The sequence below is a fragment of the Pseudoduganella sp. R-34 genome (assembly GCF_049904655.1).
Classification (GTDB): domain Bacteria; phylum Pseudomonadota; class Gammaproteobacteria; order Burkholderiales; family Burkholderiaceae_D; genus Rugamonas.
The window spans coordinates 2,616,575-2,635,109 of record NZ_CP184572.1 but is presented as its reverse complement, the minus strand read 5'-3'; the positions used below and the strand labels follow the sequence as shown (position 1 = coordinate 2,635,109).

At 64.0% G+C, this 18,535-nt stretch carries 26 protein-coding genes; 14 read left to right on the top strand and 12 right to left on the bottom strand.

The features are described from left to right. Positions 1-39 precede the first annotated feature (39 nt). Positions 40-675 (bottom strand): winged helix-turn-helix domain-containing protein, encoded by a 636-nt coding sequence (locus ACN9MW_RS12165; RefSeq protein WP_229210060.1) that lies wholly within the window; start codon positions 673-675, stop codon positions 40-42. A 232-nt stretch (positions 676-907) separates the two neighbouring features. On the opposite strand from ACN9MW_RS12165, the gene ACN9MW_RS12160 reads away from it, so the two are divergent. The 3 genes from ACN9MW_RS12160 to ACN9MW_RS12150 all read left to right on the top strand — a co-directional run bounded on the left by ACN9MW_RS12160 (position 908) and on the right by ACN9MW_RS12150 (position 3,455). Then, positions 908-1,156 carry a hypothetical protein gene (locus ACN9MW_RS12160; RefSeq protein WP_426171010.1) on the top strand — a complete coding sequence of 83 codons (249 nt, stop codon included), beginning with the start codon at positions 908-910 and terminating at the stop codon, positions 1,154-1,156. 249 nt (positions 1,157-1,405) lie between these two features. Continuing rightward, positions 1,406-2,458 (top strand): OmpA family protein, encoded by a 1,053-nt coding sequence (locus ACN9MW_RS12155; RefSeq protein WP_426171008.1) that lies wholly within the window; start codon positions 1,406-1,408, stop codon positions 2,456-2,458. 94 nt (positions 2,459-2,552) lie between these two features. After that, complete coding sequence (locus ACN9MW_RS12150; protein WP_426171007.1) at positions 2,553-3,455, top strand: YihY/virulence factor BrkB family protein; 903 nt, start codon at positions 2,553-2,555, stop codon at positions 3,453-3,455. 16 nt (positions 3,456-3,471) lie between these two features. Here the strand turns inward: ACN9MW_RS12150 and ACN9MW_RS12145 are convergent, their stop codons facing one another. Both ACN9MW_RS12145 and ACN9MW_RS12140 read right to left on the bottom strand, forming a co-directional pair. Beyond that, the gene (locus ACN9MW_RS12145; protein ID WP_426171005.1) at positions 3,472-4,542 is read right to left on the bottom strand and encodes an AI-2E family transporter; all 1,071 of its coding nucleotides are present in this window, start codon (positions 4,540-4,542) and stop codon (positions 3,472-3,474) included. A gap of 18 nt (positions 4,543-4,560) precedes the next feature. Beyond that, entirely contained in the window at positions 4,561-4,872 is a 312-nt protein-coding gene (locus ACN9MW_RS12140) for a BON domain-containing protein (protein WP_426171004.1), read from the bottom strand. Positions 4,873-5,028: 156 nt separating this feature from the next. Here ACN9MW_RS12140 and ACN9MW_RS12135 point away from each other — a divergent pair, with 156 nt between their 5' ends. The 4 genes from ACN9MW_RS12135 (at position 5,029) to ACN9MW_RS12120 (ending at position 6,694) form a co-directional block, all read left to right on the top strand. Then, on the top strand, positions 5,029-5,478 hold the full coding sequence (locus ACN9MW_RS12135) for a glycine zipper 2TM domain-containing protein (RefSeq protein WP_426171002.1): 450 nt from the start codon (positions 5,029-5,031) through the stop codon (positions 5,476-5,478). Positions 5,479-5,489: 11 nt separating this feature from the next. Beyond that, on the top strand, positions 5,490-5,642 hold the full coding sequence (locus ACN9MW_RS12130; RefSeq protein ID WP_082507486.1) for a DUF3309 domain-containing protein: 153 nt from the start codon (positions 5,490-5,492) through the stop codon (positions 5,640-5,642). A 14-nt stretch (positions 5,643-5,656) separates the two neighbouring features. Continuing rightward, positions 5,657-6,004 carry a hypothetical protein gene (locus ACN9MW_RS12125; RefSeq protein ID WP_426171001.1) on the top strand — a complete coding sequence of 116 codons (348 nt, stop codon included), beginning with the start codon at positions 5,657-5,659 and terminating at the stop codon, positions 6,002-6,004. A gap of 78 nt (positions 6,005-6,082) precedes the next feature. Continuing rightward, positions 6,083-6,694, top strand: coding sequence for a Crp/Fnr family transcriptional regulator (locus tag ACN9MW_RS12120; RefSeq protein ID WP_426170999.1), 612 nt, complete (start codon positions 6,083-6,085; stop codon positions 6,692-6,694). Here ACN9MW_RS12120 and ACN9MW_RS12115 read toward each other — a convergent pair. Genes ACN9MW_RS12115 through ACN9MW_RS12090 form a run of 6 tightly spaced genes read right to left on the bottom strand, consistent with a single transcriptional unit; the run spans position 6,691 to position 9,598 of the window. Then, the gene (locus tag ACN9MW_RS12115; protein ID WP_426170997.1) at positions 6,691-7,050 is read right to left on the bottom strand and encodes a hypothetical protein; all 360 of its coding nucleotides are present in this window, start codon (positions 7,048-7,050) and stop codon (positions 6,691-6,693) included. The two genes, ACN9MW_RS12120 and ACN9MW_RS12115, sit on opposite strands and share 4 nt — an antisense overlap. Before the next feature lie 10 nt (positions 7,051-7,060). Beyond that, complete coding sequence (locus ACN9MW_RS12110; RefSeq protein ID WP_426170995.1) at positions 7,061-7,447, bottom strand: phage holin family protein; 387 nt, start codon at positions 7,445-7,447, stop codon at positions 7,061-7,063. Between the two features lie 3 nt (positions 7,448-7,450). Next, the gene (locus ACN9MW_RS12105; protein WP_426170993.1) at positions 7,451-7,753 is read right to left on the bottom strand and encodes a DUF883 family protein; all 303 of its coding nucleotides are present in this window, start codon (positions 7,751-7,753) and stop codon (positions 7,451-7,453) included. A 26-nt stretch (positions 7,754-7,779) separates the two neighbouring features. Then, complete coding sequence (locus tag ACN9MW_RS12100) at positions 7,780-8,286, bottom strand: ferritin-like domain-containing protein (RefSeq protein ID WP_426170991.1); 507 nt, start codon at positions 8,284-8,286, stop codon at positions 7,780-7,782. A 12-nt stretch (positions 8,287-8,298) separates the two neighbouring features. Beyond that, on the bottom strand, positions 8,299-9,192 hold the full coding sequence (locus ACN9MW_RS12095) for an OmpA family protein (protein ID WP_426170989.1): 894 nt from the start codon (positions 9,190-9,192) through the stop codon (positions 8,299-8,301). 13 nt (positions 9,193-9,205) lie between these two features. Then, on the bottom strand, positions 9,206-9,598 hold the full coding sequence (locus tag ACN9MW_RS12090) for a DUF4398 domain-containing protein (protein ID WP_426170988.1): 393 nt from the start codon (positions 9,596-9,598) through the stop codon (positions 9,206-9,208). Positions 9,599-9,708: 110 nt separating this feature from the next. Between ACN9MW_RS12090 and ACN9MW_RS12085 the strand changes: the two genes are divergently transcribed. After that, on the top strand, positions 9,709-11,724 hold the full coding sequence (locus ACN9MW_RS12085) for an AsmA family protein (protein ID WP_426170987.1): 2,016 nt from the start codon (positions 9,709-9,711) through the stop codon (positions 11,722-11,724). Between the two features lie 89 nt (positions 11,725-11,813). Next, complete coding sequence (locus ACN9MW_RS12080; RefSeq protein ID WP_426170985.1) at positions 11,814-12,035, top strand: glycine zipper 2TM domain-containing protein; 222 nt, start codon at positions 11,814-11,816, stop codon at positions 12,033-12,035. Here the strand turns inward: ACN9MW_RS12080 and ACN9MW_RS12075 are convergent. Then, positions 12,032-12,751 carry a Crp/Fnr family transcriptional regulator gene (locus tag ACN9MW_RS12075; RefSeq protein WP_426170983.1) on the bottom strand — a complete coding sequence of 240 codons (720 nt, stop codon included), beginning with the start codon at positions 12,749-12,751 and terminating at the stop codon, positions 12,032-12,034. The genes ACN9MW_RS12080 and ACN9MW_RS12075 overlap by 4 nt on opposite strands. Before the next feature lie 128 nt (positions 12,752-12,879). Between ACN9MW_RS12075 and ACN9MW_RS12070 the strand changes: the two genes are divergently transcribed. The 4 genes from ACN9MW_RS12070 (at position 12,880) to ACN9MW_RS12055 (ending at position 15,221) form a co-directional block, all read left to right on the top strand. Continuing rightward, positions 12,880-13,575: a glycine zipper 2TM domain-containing protein gene (locus ACN9MW_RS12070; protein WP_426170981.1), complete on the top strand. Its 696-nt coding sequence runs from the start codon at positions 12,880-12,882 to the stop codon at positions 13,573-13,575. A 79-nt stretch (positions 13,576-13,654) separates the two neighbouring features. Continuing rightward, positions 13,655-13,801 carry a lmo0937 family membrane protein gene (locus tag ACN9MW_RS12065; protein ID WP_139232699.1) on the top strand — a complete coding sequence of 49 codons (147 nt, stop codon included), beginning with the start codon at positions 13,655-13,657 and terminating at the stop codon, positions 13,799-13,801. A gap of 97 nt (positions 13,802-13,898) precedes the next feature. Continuing rightward, complete coding sequence (locus ACN9MW_RS12060) at positions 13,899-14,564, top strand: OmpA family protein (RefSeq protein WP_426170979.1); 666 nt, start codon at positions 13,899-13,901, stop codon at positions 14,562-14,564. A gap of 63 nt (positions 14,565-14,627) precedes the next feature. Next, positions 14,628-15,221 carry a DUF3617 domain-containing protein gene (locus tag ACN9MW_RS12055; RefSeq protein WP_426170978.1) on the top strand — a complete coding sequence of 198 codons (594 nt, stop codon included), beginning with the start codon at positions 14,628-14,630 and terminating at the stop codon, positions 15,219-15,221. On the opposite strand, the gene ACN9MW_RS12050 is transcribed toward ACN9MW_RS12055, so the two are convergent. Together ACN9MW_RS12050 and ACN9MW_RS12045 are read right to left on the bottom strand one after the other, a co-directional pair. Then, positions 15,202-16,041, bottom strand: coding sequence for a branched-chain amino acid aminotransferase (locus ACN9MW_RS12050; protein ID WP_426170976.1), 840 nt, complete (start codon positions 16,039-16,041; stop codon positions 15,202-15,204). The genes ACN9MW_RS12055 and ACN9MW_RS12050 overlap by 20 nt on opposite strands. Positions 16,042-16,082: 41 nt before the next feature. Continuing rightward, the gene (locus ACN9MW_RS12045; RefSeq protein ID WP_426170975.1) at positions 16,083-17,168 is read right to left on the bottom strand and encodes a porin; all 1,086 of its coding nucleotides are present in this window, start codon (positions 17,166-17,168) and stop codon (positions 16,083-16,085) included. Between the two features lie 71 nt (positions 17,169-17,239). Here ACN9MW_RS12045 and ACN9MW_RS12040 point away from each other — a divergent pair, with 71 nt between their 5' ends. Then, complete coding sequence (locus tag ACN9MW_RS12040) at positions 17,240-18,517, top strand: acetyl-CoA hydrolase/transferase family protein (RefSeq protein WP_426170974.1); 1,278 nt, start codon at positions 17,240-17,242, stop codon at positions 18,515-18,517. Positions 18,518-18,535 lie beyond the last annotated feature (18 nt).

Genomic DNA, 18,535 nt, shown 5'->3' with positions numbered 1-18,535 from the left:
TTCAACATGCCATTGATGGAAGCTTATCACTGTTCCGGCTTAAGGCATGGCCTTTTGCAGGGAGCTCGGGGCGCCAAACAGCGCTGCCACCAGGGGGTCGCGCTGGACCGGGCCGCGGTTGACGCGGATGGCGTAATGGGTGTCATCTGCCAGGATATGGAAGTGACGGCCATTTCCGGCCATGCTCTGTTCGCGCAGGCTGGGGCGCTCCTTGCGCGGCGGCGCGCCTTCGCGCTTGGGCTGGGCGATCGCGGCCAGGAAGGCTTGCACGCGTTCGGCATCCGGGGTCAGCTGGTAGACAGCCTTGCCCAGGTAGGTCGCCGTGCCTTCGATATAACGGGCCAGTTCGATCACGCCGGCTTCGCGCAGGTCGCGGATATATTTACGGGCGCCGGATGGGGAAAATTTCAGGAACCAGGCGATTTCGTCAGCCAGCATTTCGTGGTTTTGTAATTCCGCCACCAGTTTCTGCATATTTTCGATGCGGCGCAGGGTCGCCGAGGTGGATCGGACGCGCTCGATCGGGGCCAGCGACAGGGCTTTGCGCTCCGTCACGGGACCGGGACGCTCGACAAGCGCCAGGCGTGGACGGGACGGCACAGCCGGCAACGGTGCCGGCAGCTCTGCGGTAGCTTCGATTTCGAGGCCATGGGACGATTCTCTGATTGCGTGCATTTGAACACTCCTTGTAGATGCCAGGGTGGATTCGCAGGCTCCAGAGTGCCCTGCCTGCGACTCATCGGTCTGTGCGGCAACGAACATACAAACGAACAAACATTGGTTATTTGCCAATCTCTGCTGCGTCAGGAGCTTGGACCCTGATTTCCTGTGTGTGTTCCCGAACAGAGGCGCAACCCGACAGCGGCCTATGCTGGAGCCGGCATCAACCAACCAGAGAGGAACGACCATGAAATATCCAGTCCTGCTCGCAGCCCTGGCCCTGGTGGGCCTGACCGCCTGCGAAAAGACCGTCACCAATAATCCGCCGCCCACGGTGGAACCGGCGCCGCCGCCAGCGGTCGTGCCGGGTCCGCCGGGGCCGGAAGGCCCGAAAGGCGAACCTGGCACCCCTGGTCCGCAAGGCGAGCCAGGCAAGGCCGGCGACACCGTCATCGTGCAGCCGCAGACGCCGCCGCCTGAGCCTGAAAAGAAATAGTCAGTCTGTCAACCGACCGCCACCTATCCCCGTTTAGGTGGCGGCCTGACGAAATTTCAATAGTGAATTATGGTATATGTTGTATAAATGCCACGTGATTGCTATACTTCAAGCCAAATGTGCGCCAACGCACGGATACTGACGGTTAACGCCGCCTAAACTGAACCCACAGCAATGTATCACCGCTGGGAAAGGGAGTCGCGCAACTTTTTTTTGCGACTTTGCTACTCAAACAACGGGAGTTTTCTAGTGAATAAGATTAAGAATATCGCCATCGCCGCTGCGATGTTGTCGGCTTCGTTCGCCGCTTCGGCGCAGGACACCCTGCTCAACCAGAACTGGTACGTCGGCGCTGGCGCTGGCGCGTTCCGCCCTGACGGCGACTGGGGCATCGACAAATACGACGGTGCCTACGGCCTGAAACTGGGTAAAGCCCTGAATGAACAGTGGGACCTGCAATTCAACGCCACCCACGCTGCCACCAAGAAGTTCGGCTCCCGCTACGGCCAGAAGACCCTGGGCGTTGACGGCCTGTACATGCTGACCCGTAAGACGGTGCGTCCATTCCTGCTGGTTGGTGCCGGCATGGAACGCGACGTGTTCACCGCAGCGAACAGCGTTGCTGAGCCAAAGCGCAATTCCCCATTCGTCTCCGTTGGCGTAGGTCTGCAGTCGAACATCACCGACCGCCTGTTCCTGCAAGCTGACCTGCGCAATGTGCACGGCTTCATCCGCGGCAACGAGTTCGACAACTCGAAATCGAACAACAAATACCTGATGTTCTCGCTGAACTACCTGCTGGGCCCAGCGCCACAGCCAGCGCCACCGCCTGCACCGGTGGCGCCAGTCGTGGCGCCTGAGCCAACCCCGGCGCCAGTCGCCGCTCCAGTGGCGCCTCCGCCACCAGCACCGAAGTTCGAAAAAGTCACCATGTCCGCCAACGAACTGTTCGCCTTCGACAGCGCCAACCTGGCGCCGGAACAGCCTAAGCTGGACGACATGGCCAAGCTGCTGAACGAAGACAAGTCGGTCAACAACGTGGTCATCACCGGCCACACCGACCGCCTGGGTTCGGACAAGTACAACCAGAAGCTGTCCGAGCGTCGTGCCGAAGCCGTCAAGACCTACCTGGTCAGCAAGGGTGTTGATGCATCCCGCCTGACCGCGCAAGGCAAGGGCAAGTCCCAGCCAGTGGTACAGTGCAACGACAAGAAGATGAAGCGCGCCGACCTGATCAAGTGCCTGGAACCAAACCGTCGCGTTGAAATCGACAATGTGACCGCGGAACGCCGCGTGAAGTAATCACTGCCAACGCGGTATGGAAGGGGCCTGCGGGCCCCTTTTTTTGTGCCCCGGCGCACCGTCAGCCTGGCCGCGCCGGACGTACACTCGGCTCATGGGCTGGAGACGCTTTCCCCACATCGCCAAGAAGCTGCCTGCCGTTGGCTGGTGCGCCATCACCGAATGGCTCGAGCACCGCGCCAGCAGCAAAGGGGCCGCGCTCGCCTTCTACACCCTGTTTTCGCTGGCGCCGATCCTGGTGCTGGTGATCGCGATAGCCGGCCTGTTCTACGGCAAGGAGGCGGCCCAGGGGGAACTGTTCTTCCAGCTGCGCGGCCTGGTTGGCAGCCAGGGCGCGGAAGCGATCCAGCTGATCCTCTCTGGCGCCAGCAATGAAACACAAGGCATGATCGCCACCCTCGTGGCCGGCGCCCTGCTGCTGTTTGGCGCCACCAGCGTGTTCACCGAACTGAAAGGCAGCCTCGACGAAATCTGGCAATTGCCACCTGCGCAAGGCGGCGGCATCTGGGATACCGTACGCACGCGCCTGCTATCCTTCGGCATGGTGCTGGTGCTCGGCTTCCTGCTGCTGGTTTCGCTGGTGGTCAGCGCCGCCCTCGCCCTCGTCGAAAAGAAAATGGGCGCTTACTGGCAGGATGCCGCATTGCTGCTGACCATCCTCAACCACGTCATCAGTTTCTTCGTGATTTCCGCCCTGTTTGCCGTGATCTACAAGATGCTGCCGCGCGTCAGGCTGTCATGGCGCGACGTGGTGATTGGCGCCTTCGGCACCGCGGCCCTGTTCACCTTGGGCAAATACGGCATCGGCGTCTACATCGGCAACAGCGGCGTGACCGACAGCTTCGGCGCCGCCGGCTCCCTGATCGCGGTCCTGCTGTGGGTCTATTACTCGGCCCAGGTGTTCTTCCTCGGCGCCGAATTTGCGCGCCAGTATGCGCTCCAGCTGGGCAGCCTGCGCCACCGGCACGGCAGCCCCCGAATGGATACGCTCAGATAGCGGCAGCATTCCCCGCCTACTCGCCCAGCAGCTCGGCGACCACTTCCATGCCCTCGACCTTCTCGGCCACGACCTTGACGATCACCACCACCGGCACGCCGAGCAGCAAGCCCCACACGCCCCACAGCCAGCCCCAGAACAGCAGGCTGACGAACACCGCGGCGGCATTCATGCGCGCGATGCGCCCGGTCATCCAGGTGGCAATGACGGTGCCGACCAGGGTCGCGATGGCGATCGAGGCCAGCGCCACCAGCGCCACCATCTGCAGCGATTCCGATTGCAGGTAAGAGGCGACGCTGAGCGCACAGACAATCAGCAGCGGGCCGAAATAAGGCATCAGGTGCAGCAGCCCCGCCACGATGGCCCAGGCGCCGGCGTTTTCCACCCCGATGAAATGCAGGGCCAGCCACATCAGCAGCGCCAGCAGCACATTGGTCACCAGCAGCATGAACATATAGCCCTGGATCGAACTGTTGATCTCGTCGAGGATCTGCAGCGTGACCTTCTTGCGCGTCAGCGAAGGCCCGGCCAGCTTGACCAGCTTGCGCTTGAAGGTGTCGCCGGACAGCAGCAGGAAGAACACCAGGAACACCACCATGGTGGCCTGGCTCAGGAAAGACAGCAGGCCGCGCGAACCGGCCCAGACCCAGTCGATCACCTTGATATGCCCGCCATCCTGCGTGACCACGGCGATCGCTTTGCGCGGCGGCGTGGCAGGCTTGCCAGCGGTCGCCTGCTCGATCTGGGTGGCGACATCCTGGATGCGCTTGAGCGTGCTGTCCTTGCCGCTGGTGGTCGAGGCCACCAGGCGCGACAGTTTGCGCCCCGCATCGGGCAGTTCTTCGATGATGTTGGAAAATTCGACGTGCACTTTCTCCGCCGTCACCGCACCGCCCCCCAGGATGGCGCAAGTGACAAGCGTCGTGCCCAGCGCACGCCGTACGCGCACGCGTTCCAGCCAGGCCACCAGCGGGTTCAGCGTGTAGGCCAGCAGGATGCCAAGCAGCAGGGGCACGAGGAAACCCCGGCCCCACTGCAAGGCGTACAGGAAGGCGACGGTGGCAAGGATGGTCTGCGCCAGGCGCATGAGCCATGCCACCCGCGTTTATTTGACGCGGATGTCGTTCTTGACTTCCTTGACACCTTTCACGCCGCGGGCAATTTCGCCGGCGCGGGTGATGTCGGCAGGCTGGGCCACGAAGCCGCTCAGCTGCACGGTGCCTTTGAAGGTCTCGACATTGATTTCAGTCGACTTCAGCGATGGCTCGTTGAAGATGCTGGCCTTGACCTTGGTGGTCAGGGCGGCGTCGTCGATATATTCGCCGGCGCTTTCCTTGGTGGGGGTCGAGGCGCAGCCAGCCAGGCCGAGGGTTGAGGCAATGAACACGGCAGTAGCGAATTTCTGGGTGAATTTCATGACGCTTCTCCTTTGTGAGGTGGGTGTTCCGGGCACTAGTGTCCAGCTAACAAGCCCCTTTTTCTGTTCGCTGGCGAACATTGTGCGGAATCGCACAGACGAGCAAGGGCGGGCGGCCATAAGCTGCGCCTAATCCCACCCACAGGAGGAGACGTTATGAAACCGACTGTATCCCTTGCAGCGATGATGGTGGCGGTGGCCGCTTTGTCGGCCGGCTGCGCCAGCAACTCATCCTATCCCCAGGCAACCGATTATTCCTCGCAGGCCGATGTCTCGACGTATGGCACGGTCGATTCGATCCGCGTGGTGCGCGTTGACCCGGCCACCAGCGGAGCCGGCGCAGTCGCCGGCGGCTTGCTGGGTGCCCTGGCCGGCAGCCAGATCGGCTCCGGTTCCGGCCGTACCGCGGCAACCGCTGCCGGTGCGATTGGCGGCGCCGTGATCGGCAACCGCGTTGAAGAGAGCCGCAACATGCCGCGCGATGTGTACCAGATCAGCGTGCGCCTGGATAACGGCGACTACCGTACCGTCAACCAGGACAGCGCCTACGACCTGCGGGTCGGCACGCGCGTGCGCGTGGTCGATGGCCGGGTTTACCGCTATTAAAGGAGGTTGCCATGGCCACCATCCTGCTGATCGTGCTGGTCCTGCTTGTCATCGGCGCCCTGCCAACCTGGCCGCATAGCCGCAACTGGGGTTATGCCCCGAGCGGCGTTGCCGGCCTGATTGTTGTCGTCTTGCTCATCCTGCTGCTGACCGGCAGGCTGTAGCGAAGGAGCCCATCATGAAAATGCTGATTGGCGCTGCCGCCCTGGCCCTGTGCGGGTTGGCCAGCGCCCAGGTCACGCCGCCGGAAGTTGCAAGGCAGCAACAGCAAGAACTGAAGCGCGGCGACCCGCCGCGCTGGACCAGGCCGGACCGCACCGAAGCGGCCCAGCTTGCTACGCTGCGCAAGGAAATCAACGCAGCCCTGCGTGAAGCCCTGGAAGCCTGCAAGCAGCAAGGGGCCGGCGCCAACAGCGACTGCGTGAAAGAAGCGCGCAGCATTGCCCAGTCGGACATGGCCAACGCGCGCCAGATCCACCTGGCCACGCGCGACATGTCGCGTACCTTTGAAACCAGTGGCAAATAAGCAAGCGTACAACCGCCAGTTATGGCCGCATCATAAAAAGTCATCCTGGCCTGGCAGCAGGTCGGGTATGATGCGAGCATGCCACATGCATACCAATTACAAAGAGAGCAACACCGGGCTACCACCGTCCAGCGCTTGGGCATTGGCATTGAGCTCTACGACCGCTACACCGAGCTGAGCGCCCCGCACGTGACTTCGGTACACGTGCGCAAGGGCACCATGCTGCAGGAGGCCGGCACGCGCGCCACCCATTACTACTGGATTTCCAGCGGGGTCGCGCGGCGCGGCCATATCTCGGTGGCCGGCGAAGACCTGACCCTGGGCTTCATCACCGAAGGTGAAAACACCGGTTCGCACAGCGATATGATGGGCGGCCTGCAGGGCGAGCCGGCGCGCGAATTCTTCGTCGCCGAGACGGCCGTCGAGGCCTGGCGCATCGACTGGATGGCCATGCAGCGCCACAGGGCCGAGCATGGCTTTGTGAATGAGTACTACCTGAAGATCATCGAATGCAGCATCCGCCGTTATGCGGCCAACCTGCAGATCCGCAGCCACAATACGGCGGAAGCGCGGCTGGCAGCGTTCCGCAGCCAGTTCCCCGGCCTGGAACAACGCATCACCCAGCGCGCGCTGGCCTCCTACCTCGGCATTACGACGCAGTACATGTCGCGCCTGCGCAAGACCCTTTAAGCATCGGGCTTGCGCCGCATCAGCCACCAGGCGCCGACTGCCGCCAGCACCCCGGCCGCCGCGGCCGGCTTCCACAAGCGCTTGCGGGCAATCCACGAACCCAGTGTCACCGCATACGGCAGCACGGTCTTGAAGCTGATGCCGGACAAGCCGCCGCCCTGCCCGATGAAGCTGCCAAGGCGTGACTGCAGCGTGCCGATGGCCTGGTCCACCGCCCCATGCAGCAGCGCTTGCGGCTGCAGGGCGTTGATCACTTCATGCTTGGAGCGCAGCGTGCCGAGGCGGTACAACTCGCCTTCCCGCACCAGCCTTTCCTTGGCTACGGCAAGCGCCTGTAATTCCTGTCTGGACGCCATGGTCTCCCTTTCAAAGCAGCATGTCGCGGTCGGACTTGAGTTCCGCCATCGTCGCCGACAAGCCCAGTTTGCCTTGCCGCACCAGGCTGCGCCCCCACAGCACCAGGCCGATCGCCACTACCGCAAAGGCAATCGCCAGCACCAGCAGGATCTTCCAGCCCATCGCTTCCCAACACAGGTAGATCAGGGTCGCCGTGCCGAACGCGATGGCGAACCAGGCAGCCAGCAGGGCCACGGCAAACACGATGGACAATTGCAGCAGGGTGTCGCGCACCTCGGTCAGCTCAAGGGCTGCCAGTTCCAGGCGCGACAGTAAAAGATGCAGGCTGTTTTTGGCAAGCCCGGCCAGTGAGGCGATCAGGCCGGGCGGTGGTGGTACCTGGTTCTCGGCGGACATCGCTTATTTGCGGCCGAGGATAACGCCTACCAGCAGACCCACGCCGGCTGCCACGGCGATGGAACGCCATGGATTTTCCTTGACGTAGGCATCGGTCGAAGCAGCGGCATGCTTGGCGCCGGCAATCGCGCTGGCCTGGGCTTCATGGGCCTTGGCCAGTGCGCTATCGAGCGCTTTCATGCCGCGGCCACGCAATTCATCCGCTTTTTCGCCAGTGAGCGCGGTGGCGGCCGTGAACAGGGCTTGCGCATCCTTGACCAGCGTTTTCACATCGTTATTGACGGTACTGATGTTCTGTTCCAGCATGATAGGACTCCTCTTTCGTAAGTGATTTACGCCAATAGGTCTCGCATATCGTCGGCGTGTTCTTCCTCCACCGCCATGATTTGCGTCAAGAGTTGCTTGGTCGTCGGGTCGCTGTCGCCAATCAGTTCGATCATCTGGCGATAGCTCTCGATGGCCACCCGTTCTGCCACCAGGTTGGCCCGCACCATCGCTTGCACCTCCCTTGAGTCATCATACTCGGCATGGCTCCTGTCGAGCAACGTTGCTGGATTGAAATCGGGTTCGCCATTGAGCTGGACGATGCGCTCGGCCAGCCAGTCGGCATGCTGCTGCTCCTGCGTCGCATGCTCCAGGAACTCGGCCTTGATCGAGGCGTTCGACAGGCCGGTCACCATGTAGTAGTGGCGCTTGTAGCGGTGGATGCAGACCAGTTCGGTGGCCAGCGCTTCGTTCAGCATTTGCAGCACCATCGCGCGGTTGCCCTTGTAGCCTTCGGTCACCGGACCGTCGGCCATGTTGCGGGCTGCCGCGCGGATCGCATTTTTATCGATCATGGAAACTCCTCGTCAGCGGCGATAGGTCACCGGGCGGCCCGCTTCGGACAGCACGATTTCCACCCGCCGGTTCATCTGGCGCTCGCCAGCCGTGGCATTGCCGGCCACTGGATACGCTTCGCCATAGCCGCGCGTCTCGATGCGCGAGCGCTCGATGCCCATCTGGCCCAGTGCGCTGCGCACCGCTTCGGCGCGGCGCTGCGACAGCTGCAGGTTGTAGGCATCGCTGCCGGTGCTGTCGGTAAAGCCTTCGATCAGCACGGTGCGGTCGGGATTGTCGCGCAGCACATCGGCCAGGCGCTGGGCGGTCGCCATGCCTTGCGAGGTCAGCACGGCCTGGTCGACGTTGAACAGCACGTCGCCGAAGGTGATCACGATGCCGCGCTCGGTCTGCTTGGCCTGCAAGTCGGCCAGCTGCGCCGCCAGGGCGGCAGCGCGGGCTTGTGCGTCGCTTTTCGCCGCTTCGGCGCTGGCGGCCTGGTTCTGCGCATTTTCGGCCTCCATGCGGGCCTGGTCGGCACGGCGCTTGGCCGCCTCGGCTTCCGCCGTGCGCGCTTGCAGGCGCACCTGGTCGCGCTGCGAGGCGGCGTCCTTCAACTGGTCTTCGGCGGACTTGGCACGCGCGATTTCCTCGGCGCTGGCGGTCTTCTGCTTGGCGATGTAGGCCAGCTTGTCGATCGTTTGCAGGCTTTCATTGCGCGCCGCCGCTGTATTGGCCTGGTCCATGGCACGGGTGGCGGCAGCCAGTTCGGCGCTGGCGTATTTGGCGACCATCGGGTTGCCCTGCGCCTGCGCGTAATTGGCGCGCGCGGTTTCCAGTTCGCCGGTGGTGGTCGGGGTGGTGCTGCAGGCTGCCAGGGCCAGGGCGGCGGCCAGGGCAACAGGTTTCAGGAATGGCTTGAACATGATGGCCCCTTTCTCAGCGAGTCATGGTGCTGTTGGCGCGATCGAGTTCTTCGCGCAGCACACGGATATCGTCTTGCAGCTTGTTGGCGGCCTCGGTGGCCTTGGCACTGCTGGCCTTGCTTTGCGCCAGCTTGGCGTCGGCTTGCGCCTGCTGTGCCAGGTCCTGGGCGGTGCGGTAATCCTTGGCTGCCAGCGCCTGGTTGGCGCGCAGCATCTTGTCGCGCGCTGCCGCCATTTCGGCCGGAGCCAGTTCCGGTGCGCCAGTCGAGGCAGCGGCTTCCACCGCCGTACGCGACGATGCTACTTCGGCCGTGGCCGGGGTCTTCATGCTGCTGCAACCTGCCAACGCAATCACGCATGCTGCGCAGGCGGTAGTCAACAGCGGTAGGCGATTCAGCGAATCCATTGTTGTTCTCCTCAAAGCGATTGGGGTATGCCAGTTATATAAGCTGTCCCCGATGGGTTCAGTACGGTGCCGCACATTGAAGTCGGGCTGCCCGGGTGTAAGCTGGCGCCATGGCACACACAATTTCTCGCCGCGCAAAGATTAGCCTGGCTGTGCTGGGCTTCCTGCTGGCCATTCCGGCGGTGGCCCTGGTGATCGTGTTGAACTACGACTGGAACCGCGCCCGCCCCTGGCTGGGCGCGCGCGCCACCGAGGCACTGCAAAGGCCGGTGGAACTGCGCGGCAACTTGTCGCTGACCTGGCAAAAGCAGGCGCTGCCGCCGCAGGCGCGCAGTTGGCGCGACCATATTCCCTGGCCCCATCTGGTCGCGCAAGACGTGCACGTCGGTAACCCGGCCGGCCTGCCGGCAGGCGACACCGCGGCAGCCCGGAGCCTGGCGTTCTCGCTGAGTCCATTTGCCCTGCTGGGCCGCAAGATCGCCATCCCGGAACTGCGTTTCGACCAGCCGCAGCTCGACCTGCTGCGCCAGGCCGACGGCAGGAACAACTGGACCCTGCCCAAGCGCCCGCCGTCCGAGTGGCGCATGGAACTGGAGCGCGTGGTCTTCACGCGCGGCACCATCAAGCTGGACGATGCCCAGCAACAGATCGCGGCCACCGCCCACGTCGACACGCTCGACAACGATCCTCGCTACGGCGTGCAATGGACCCTGGCCGGCAAATGGAACAAGCAGGACATCAGCGGCAAGGGCAAGACCGGCGCCGTGCTGGCCTTGCGCGACACCGGCCTGCCCTTCCCGATCCAGGCCGATGCCAAGATCGGCCTGGTCAGCGTGGCTGCCGAAGGCACGCTGACCAATCCGGCCCAGCTCGCTGCCATCGACCTGCAGCTCAAGGTCGCCGGCGCTTCGGCCGCACGCCTGTATGCACTGACCGGGCTGCTGCTGCCGGAAACCCCGCCCTTCAGTACCGCCGGGCGCCTGAGCGGCCACCTGGCCGAGGGCGCCAGCCAGTGGACCTACGAAAAATTCACCGGCCGCGTCGGCGACAGCGATATCGCCGGCACCTTGTCCTACCAGCAGCGCCAGCCGCGCGGCTTGCTGACCGGCTCAGTGCACTCGCGCCTGCTGCAGTTCGCCGACCTGGGACCGCTGATCGGCGCCGACTCCAATGCCAAGAAAGAAGAACGCGGCGTGGCGGCAGTGCAGCCGGCCGGCAAGCTGCTGCCGGTGGAGACCTTCAAGACGGAACGCTGGACGGCGCTCGATGCCGACGTCGGCTTCCGCGCCGAGCGCATCGTGCGCACCAAGGAACTGCCGCTCAGCAAACTGGAAACGGCCTTCCACCTGAAAGACGGCGTGCTGCGCCTGACCCCGCTCAACTTTGATTTCGCCGGCGGCCGCGTCGCCTCGAAGGCAACGCTGGACGGCAGCAGCGGCGAAGCTGTCGCCGCCACGCTCGACGCCACGGCCCGCCATATCAAGCTCAGGCAACTGCTGCCCAAGCTGCCCGAACTCAAGCAGGCCACCATCGGCGAAATCAATGCCGACGCCAAGCTGACTGCGAAAGGCAACTCGGTGGCCACCCTGCTGGCGCATTCCAATGGCGAACTGAAAACCCTGGTCAACGACGGCACCGTCAGCAAGCTGCTGCTGGAGCAGATGGGCCTGAACATCGGCAACATCGTGCTGACCAAGCTGTTTGGCGACAAGCCGGTGCACCTGAACTGCCTGGCCGGCGACTTCGGCGTGCGCGACGGCCTGGCGCAGACGCGCTATTTCATCGCCGATACCGACGATGCCACGGTGCGCATCAACGGCGCAGTCAACCTGGCCAGCGAGAAAATCGACCTCACCATGAAACCGGAAAGCAAGGGCTTGCGCATTATTTCGCTGCGCGCCCCGATCTATGTGCGCGGCTCGCTCAAGCAACCCGACGTCGACATCGACAAGGGCGTGATCGCCATGCGGGCCGGCGGCGCACTGGCGCTGGGCGCGCTGGCCGCACCGGCGGCCCTGGTGCCCCTGATCAGCGCGGGCGGCGAAGGCGACAACCAATGCGCCAGCCTGCTGGCCGCCGCGCGCGAAAAGCCGAAGGCGCCGCCGCCGGGCAAGACGCAAAGGTAACAAACCGTTACACCGTGAAATAGCGAACAGATCACATCTGCCCTCCCCCGTAAGCTGGAGCCAGCATTCCACGTTACGGAGGAAACATCATGAATACCAAACAGATCGCAGCCCGCCTCGCCATCGCTACCGCCATGCTGGGCCTGGGTGCCTGCTCCTCGATGTCGCAACAGGATAAGAACACGGCCATTGGCGCCGGTGTCGGCGCGGTCGCCGGTTCCGTGCTGACGGGCGGCTCCACCACCGGTACGGTGGGCGGCGCCGTGGTCGGCGGCGTGATCGGTAACCAGGTCGACAAACCTCGCCGCTAAGACGGCGTGCGGACCTGCTGGTAGCAATGGCAGGACACCGCTTCCAGGCCAGCCGGGTCCAGTATTTCGATATTGCCCCGGCTGTAGCTGATCAAGCCCTGTCCCTGCAAGGCGCTGGCCGCCTTGGTCACGCCAACGCGGCGCACGCCGAGCGCGTGGGCCAGGAATTCGTGGGTCATGTGGAAGCGGTCCGATTGCAGGCGGTCGCGCGTGACCAGCAGTGAGCGCGCCAGGCGCGCCTCCAGCACATGGAAGCGGCTGCAGACAGCGATCTGGATCGCTTGCGCCAGCAGGCTGTCGGTATAGCGGTGCAGCAGGCGCTGCAGCGATTCCAATTCCGCAAACTCGGCGATGAAATCTTCCGCCTCCATGCGCAGCGCATGGCCGCTGCGCTGGACCACGGCACGCACCTGGGCGAAACGCTGGCCCAGCGCTACCGAAGCGCCGACCATGCCTTCGCGGCCGGCCGAGCCAACTTCCAGCGTCATGCGCCCTTCCGCCACTGCCAGCAGCGAGACCAGGGTATCGAGCGGGAAAAAGATGTAGTCGATGGGCTGGCCGGCTTCAAACAGGATGTCGCCGGCCTCGAGGTCCACCAGTTCGCACAGGCCCTCGAGGTGCTCGAGGTCGTCTTCCGGCAGGGTTGCCAGCAGGCGGTTGCCAATACGGGGTGGTGGCGATTCACTGCTTGGAACGGTATGAAGATTCAGGGTCATTGCCGTCAGCCTGGTGGAGTTTAGGCGGAGCGTATCGGCAATTAAAAAGACTGTATGTACGCTGACGCACGGAAGCAGGCCAGCCCGGCCGCCAGAATGCGTCTATCCAATAGGAAAGGAATTACAGCATGGAACGAGAAACCAGAATCATGAGCTACACCACCCACCCGATGCTGCTGATCGCAGCCATTGCCGTGGTGCTGTTTTGCGGCGTCGGCATCGCTGCGGTCATGGGTTGGCTGCCGCAATCAGGGGCGAAGATGGGGCCGCCGGTTGCCGAAGCGCCGGTACAGGTCGATACGCGCGACGCCGGCCCGCCGCCGCCGCCGGCCGGCTATGCGCCGGTCAATCGCGTGGCCGATACTTCCGGCTATTCCGGTAGCGGTGGCGGCAGCTATGGCGCCGGCAACTACGGCGGCGGCAGTGCGGCCCCGGCAGAAGCACCCCCACCGCAGCCCGCCGCAGCGCACATGGCGGCGCCGGCGCCGGCCGTCTGCCATAGCTGCGGCGTAGTGGAAGCGGTGCATGCCGTCACCCAGCGCGGCCAGGGCAGCGGCCTGGGCGCGGCGGGCGGCGCGATTGTCGGCGGCCTGCTGGGCAACCAGATCGGCGGCGGCTCCGGCCGCAAGCTGGCCACCGTGGCCGGCGCAGTCGGCGGCGCCGTGGTCGGCAACCAGGTGGAAGGCAATATGAAGTCGACCACCACCTACCAGGTGCGCGTGCGGATGGATGACGGCAAGGTGCGCACCGTCAGCAGCAGCTCGGCCAACTGGCAGGCTGGCGACCATGTGAAAGTCGTCAAGGGACGCCTGCAACGACGCTGATAGTTCGACAACGTACAGATGACGCGGTCGGACGCAGCAATAATGCATCCAGGATTACGGAATATGAGAGGAAAACATCATGCTCTATACGATCGCTGTCGTACTTATCATCTTGTGGCTGCTCGGCCTGGTGACCTCCTACACTGTGGGCGGCTTCATCCATATTTTGCTGGTGGTGGCAGTCATCATGATCCTGCTGCGCCTGATCAGTGGGCGCGGCATTTAGTTAAGCCGGCCAAGCCGGCGTACACTAGCGGGGCGGGAACTGCGGCGCAGGACCCGTCCCGCTTTTTTTCGAGCATATTTAACGAAGGAGAAAGCTCATGCCTCATAAAACCCTTGCTGCCCTGCTGATTGCCGTGCTCGCCACAACCGGCTGTGCGGACATGACCGCCACCCAGCGCGGCACTGCCACCGGGGCCGGCGTCGGCGCCGGCATCGGCACCGTGCTTGGCGCCGCGACCGGTCCAGGCGGCGGCAAACGGGCGGCCGGCGGTGCTGCGATTGGCGCGGCAGTCGGCGCCGTGGTCGGCAACGTCTGGTCCAAGCGCATGGAAGCGCAGAAGCAGCAGATGGAACAGGCCACCCAGGGCACTGGCGTGCAAGTCTCGCAAACCGGCGACAACCGCCTGAAGCTGGAAATCCCGAGCGATATTTCGTTCGATACGGGCCGTTCCGACATCAAGCCCGACTTCCGCCCGATCCTGGACCGCTTTGCCACCACGCTCAATGAAAATCCGGCGACCACCGTCAGCATTGTCGGCCACACCGACAGCACCGGCAACGCCAGCGTGAACCAGCCACTGTCGGTCGACCGTGCAGCCCATACGCGCGACTACCTGGCCACGCGCGGCGTATCGCCGACCCGCATCGTGATCGAAGGCCGCGGCGAGCAGGAGCCGATCGCCTCCAACGACGACGCAGCCGGCCGCGCACGCAACCGCCGCGTGGAAATCTTCGTGGCCGAGCCACGCCAGCCGCAAGGCTAAGCAAGCCGCATCGGCCCGGGGCATGGCGCTCCGGGCCGCGCATCCCGCCCCCAAGGAGCCCGCATGAAAATCCAAGCCTTCTTCCTGCTTTGCCTGGCCGCCGCGCCGGCGATGGCGCAGACCTTGAAACCGGGACTGTGGGAGCTGGATAACCGCATTGCCTCGGCCAGCCCCGAAATGATGGCCATCATGGAGGCAGCCCAGCAACAGATGGCCAATATGGCGCCGGAACAGCGCAAGGCCATGGAACAGATGATGGCGCGCCACGGCGTCAACCTGGGACTGGGCGCTAACGGTGGCGTCAAGCTCACCTATTGCCTGACCAAGGACATGGCCGAGAAGCAGGATCTGCCGGCCGGCCAACCCGGCCAGTGCACCACTACCCGCACGCCCGTGCCGGGCGGCCTGAACGTGACCTTCAATTGCACCCGGCCGCCGTCCAGCGGTAATGGCCAGGTGATCTTCAACGGCAATACGGCCTACAGCATGCGCATGAACGTGAACAGTTCAGCGCAGGGCAAGTCGCAAAACATGGTGGTGGAAGGCAGCGGCCGCTGGCTCAGCGCCGACTGCGGCAGCGTGGCGCCGCCGGCGCCCGCTGCACCGCCCAGCAAGCCCGGGCCGGATTTGCAGGCGCCTACTCGCCGCGCTCAATAAAGGCCCAGTACAGCTCGCGGGCCTTGGTGGCGACCGGACCAGCCGGCAGTTCACGGCCGTTATAGCGCACGCAAGGCGTGACCTTGCCGAAGTTGCCGGTGTTGAAGATTTCGCTGGCGCGATCGAGCTCTTCCGGCCGGACGGTGCGCTGCTCGACTTCAATGCCGGCTTCGGCCAGCAGCTTGATCACGCGGGCGCGGGTAATGCCGGCCAGGAAGGTGCCGTTCAGGGCCGGCGTCACCACGTTCCCCTCCGGCGTTACGAAGAACAGGTTGGCGGTGGCGAACTCCGCCACATTGCCCTGGCTATCGCACACCACGGCGTTGTCGCAGCCGCGTTCTTTCGCTTCGCGCAGCACGCGGGTCGAATTGGCATACAGCGCGGAGGCCTTGGCATCGGTAGGCGCCATGTCCGGGTCCGGACGGCGCATGGCCGACAGGCAGGCCGAGAAACCTGTGAATGGCGGCACCGGTGCGTCGAACAGGGTCAGCGCGAAGGCGGATTTTTCAGCGACCGGGATCAGCAGGCCATCGGTGGCAAATACCAGCGGGCGGATGTACAGCTCGGCATCGGCAGGGAAGCGGGCCACGCCCTCTTTCACCAGCTTTTCCATTTCATCCACGCTGAGCGGGCATTCCAGGCCCAGGCTGCGCGCCGAGCGAATCACGCGCTCCAGGTGCGGGCGCAAGTCCGGCAGCTTGCCGCGCATGGCGCGCGCGCCGTCGAATACCGAGGAGCCGAGCCAGACGCTGTGGTCCATTGCGCCGAACAGTGGCGCATTGCCTTCCGCCCAGTTTCCATTGAAGTAAGTCAGATACATAGTGTTCCCCGCTGAAAGTTCCAGCTTGGGAATGTAGCACATCAGAAAGCGTGGCGCAGGCCGAAGGTGATGGCGCGGTTGCCCTTGCCGGTTTCGGTCGCGGTGCCGGCGGTATAGGCTGCGTTGTTGCGGTTGCGGATATGGGCGAAGGAGGCATGCAGGGCGGTGCGTTTGGACAGCGAATACACCACGCCGACAGCCGCCTGGTCGGCGTCCTGGTTGGGGGGGCTGCGATCGTCCTTGTGGATGAAGGAAGCCATGTAGGTGGTGCGGCCGCGGGTGTAGGAAATGCCTGCCAGCATATCGTGGCTGTAGAGCGAGGGCGTGTTCAGCGTCAGCGCGCCATACGGGTTGGCCGGGTCCCACGGCGAGCTGCCGAGGCCGCGATTGATGCCATAGGCCGCGAAGACGGTGGTGGCGCCAAAGTTCAGGTTGGCCGCCACCAGGGTATTGCGGGCGGACAGGTCGACCGGCTGCGTGGTGCCGACCGCTTCGATCGGATTGCGCTTGCGCTGGTGGGCGATGCGGACATTGAAGATGCCGTTGGCAAAGCCCAGCGTCGCGCCGTATGCCCGGTTGCGCGAGGTGCTGAATTCGGATTCGCCGAAGCTGTAGATGGCGCTGGCATTCCATTGGTGGCCGGACGGCGTGCGGTATTTGACGGCATTGTCATAACGCTTGGTGGTAAAGCCCATCAGGTTGGTAGCGGTACCGGCGAGTCCGCCATGGAAGGGGTCAGCCACCTCGGCCAAGGTTTCGTATTGCAGGTTGTACTGGCGGCCGAGCGTCAGCATGCCCCACGTCCCATCGAGCCCGACCCAGGCCTGGCGCCCCAGCAGGCGGCCTTCTTCGGAGCGGCCGGTATCGTTCTCGACGCCGCCTTCCAGCGTGAAGACGGCGGAATTCCCGTTGCTGCCCAACGGTTCGCGCCCCGTGATGCCGATGCGCGAGCCTTCCGCTATGCCGGGGGAAACCTTGCTGCCGGCACAGCCCTCCTTGCAGCCGCGCTCCAGCACCACGCCGGCATCGACCACGCCATAGGGCTGGACGCCTTGTCCCGCCGGCGGTTCCCTGGTCTGCGCCAGCGCCAGTGCGGGCATTGTGAGCAGGATGGCAAGAGCTTTCATGCTTGTCAGCTTAGGGTAAGCACGGTCATGCAATCTGTGCGCACACAAACAAAACTATTCGGAGACCGCGTATGTCCAGCAAGCGTTGCAGCGCCGCCGACGCCATCCGCCTCGTGCGTGATGGCGACATGATCATTGTCCCTACCGGCGCCGGCGAGCCGCCGGCCCTGTTGACCGAACTGTCGGCGCAGCGCCGCAATTTCAAAGGCGTGCAGGTGGCGCAAATCCTGGCCATGCGCAAGTACGATTACTTCGACCAGGAAACGGCGCACCACGTGCGGCATTGCGCCCTGTTCTTCGGCGGCGCTTCGCGGCCGGCGGGCCAGGCTGGCTGGGCAGACTTCATCCCGGCGTATTTCTCTGAAATCCCCTCCTTGATCAAGCACGGGCAAATGCCTGCTGACGTGGTCTTTGCGCTGGCATCGGAAATGGACCAGCACGGCAACTTCTCGCTCAGCCTGGGCGCCGACTACACCATGGCTGCCCTGCAGAAAGCGCGTGTCATCGTGCTCGAATCGAATCCCAACGTGCCTTTTGCGCACGGCCAATGCCACATCCATATTTCGCAGGTGACGGCGGTGGTGGAAAGCGATGCGCCGGTGATCGAAGTCGGGCTGCCGAAGATCGGGCCGGTGCAGGAGGCGATCGCCGCCCATGTGGCGCCGATGATCGAGAACGGCTCGACCTTGCAGATCGGCTATGGCGGCATTCCCGACGCGGTGGTGATGCAACTGACCAGCAAGCAGGACCTGGGCATCCATACCGAAATGATTGGCGACGGCATCCTCAAGCTGGTGGAGTGCGGCGCCGTGACCAATCGCCGCAAGAGCTTCATGCCCGGGCGCATGGTGGCGACCTTCGCGCTGGGCTCGCGCAAGCTGTACGATTTCATGCACCACAACCCGATGCTGGAAATGCACCCGGTCAGCTTCAGCAACGATCCCTATATCGCCGGGCAGAACGACAAGCTGGTATCGATCAACGCCAGCCTGCAGGTCGACCTGCTGGGACAGTGCGGCTCGGAAAGCCTGGCTCACCTGCCCTATTCCGGCACCGGCGGCCAGGTGGACTTTGTACGCGCGGCCAATCGATCTCGCGGCGGCAAGTCCTTTATCGTACTGCCGTCGACCGCCAGGGAAGGCAGTGTCTCGCGCATCGTGCCCACCCTGTGCGCCGGGACACATGTGACCACCAGCAAGAACGACATCAACTACGTGGTGACCGAATATGGCGTGGCACAATTGCGCGGCAAGTCGGCCAAGCAACGCGCCGAAGCGCTGATTTCGATTGCGCATCCCGATTTCAGGGGCGAATTGCGGCGTGAAGCAGCCCGGCTGAACTACAGCTGACTATGTTCGGCAGCGAAC

Coding starts and splice junctions, on each gene's coding strand:
- ACN9MW_RS12150 (WP_426171007.1), top strand. CDS start 2,553: ATGGGCTGGAGACGCTTTCCCCACATCGCCAAGAAGCTGCCTGCCGTT.
- ACN9MW_RS12100 (WP_426170991.1), bottom strand. CDS start 8,286: ATGATCGATAAAAATGCGATCCGCGCGGCAGCCCGCAACATGGCCGAC.
- ACN9MW_RS12145 (WP_426171005.1), bottom strand. CDS start 4,542: ATGCGCCTGGCGCAGACCATCCTTGCCACCGTCGCCTTCCTGTACGCC.
- ACN9MW_RS12105 (WP_426170993.1), bottom strand. CDS start 7,753: ATGCTGGAACAGAACATCAGTACCGTCAATAACGATGTGAAAACGCTG.
- ACN9MW_RS12065 (WP_139232699.1), top strand. CDS start 13,655: ATGCTCTATACGATCGCTGTCGTACTTATCATCTTGTGGCTGCTCGGC.
- ACN9MW_RS12045 (WP_426170975.1), bottom strand. CDS start 17,168: ATGAAAGCTCTTGCCATCCTGCTCACAATGCCCGCACTGGCGCTGGCG.
- ACN9MW_RS12115 (WP_426170997.1), bottom strand. CDS start 7,050: ATGGCGTCCAGACAGGAATTACAGGCGCTTGCCGTAGCCAAGGAAAGG.
- ACN9MW_RS12095 (WP_426170989.1), bottom strand. CDS start 9,192: ATGTTCAAGCCATTCCTGAAACCTGTTGCCCTGGCCGCCGCCCTGGCC.
- ACN9MW_RS12040 (WP_426170974.1), top strand. CDS start 17,240: ATGTCCAGCAAGCGTTGCAGCGCCGCCGACGCCATCCGCCTCGTGCGT.
- ACN9MW_RS12135 (WP_426171002.1), top strand. CDS start 5,029: ATGAAACCGACTGTATCCCTTGCAGCGATGATGGTGGCGGTGGCCGCT.
- ACN9MW_RS12070 (WP_426170981.1), top strand. CDS start 12,880: ATGGAACGAGAAACCAGAATCATGAGCTACACCACCCACCCGATGCTG.
- ACN9MW_RS12160 (WP_426171010.1), top strand. CDS start 908: ATGAAATATCCAGTCCTGCTCGCAGCCCTGGCCCTGGTGGGCCTGACC.
- ACN9MW_RS12110 (WP_426170995.1), bottom strand. CDS start 7,447: ATGTCCGCCGAGAACCAGGTACCACCACCGCCCGGCCTGATCGCCTCA.
- ACN9MW_RS12140 (WP_426171004.1), bottom strand. CDS start 4,872: ATGAAATTCACCCAGAAATTCGCTACTGCCGTGTTCATTGCCTCAACC.
- ACN9MW_RS12130 (WP_082507486.1), top strand. CDS start 5,490: ATGGCCACCATCCTGCTGATCGTGCTGGTCCTGCTTGTCATCGGCGCC.
- ACN9MW_RS12060 (WP_426170979.1), top strand. CDS start 13,899: ATGCCTCATAAAACCCTTGCTGCCCTGCTGATTGCCGTGCTCGCCACA.
- ACN9MW_RS12090 (WP_426170988.1), bottom strand. CDS start 9,598: ATGGATTCGCTGAATCGCCTACCGCTGTTGACTACCGCCTGCGCAGCA.
- ACN9MW_RS12085 (WP_426170987.1), top strand. CDS start 9,709: ATGGCACACACAATTTCTCGCCGCGCAAAGATTAGCCTGGCTGTGCTG.
- ACN9MW_RS12050 (WP_426170976.1), bottom strand. CDS start 16,041: ATGTATCTGACTTACTTCAATGGAAACTGGGCGGAAGGCAATGCGCCA.
- ACN9MW_RS12075 (WP_426170983.1), bottom strand. CDS start 12,751: ATGACCCTGAATCTTCATACCGTTCCAAGCAGTGAATCGCCACCACCC.
- ACN9MW_RS12080 (WP_426170985.1), top strand. CDS start 11,814: ATGAATACCAAACAGATCGCAGCCCGCCTCGCCATCGCTACCGCCATG.
- ACN9MW_RS12125 (WP_426171001.1), top strand. CDS start 5,657: ATGAAAATGCTGATTGGCGCTGCCGCCCTGGCCCTGTGCGGGTTGGCC.
- ACN9MW_RS12055 (WP_426170978.1), top strand. CDS start 14,628: ATGAAAATCCAAGCCTTCTTCCTGCTTTGCCTGGCCGCCGCGCCGGCG.
- ACN9MW_RS12165 (WP_229210060.1), bottom strand. CDS start 675: ATGCACGCAATCAGAGAATCGTCCCATGGCCTCGAAATCGAAGCTACC.
- ACN9MW_RS12120 (WP_426170999.1), top strand. CDS start 6,083: ATGCCACATGCATACCAATTACAAAGAGAGCAACACCGGGCTACCACC.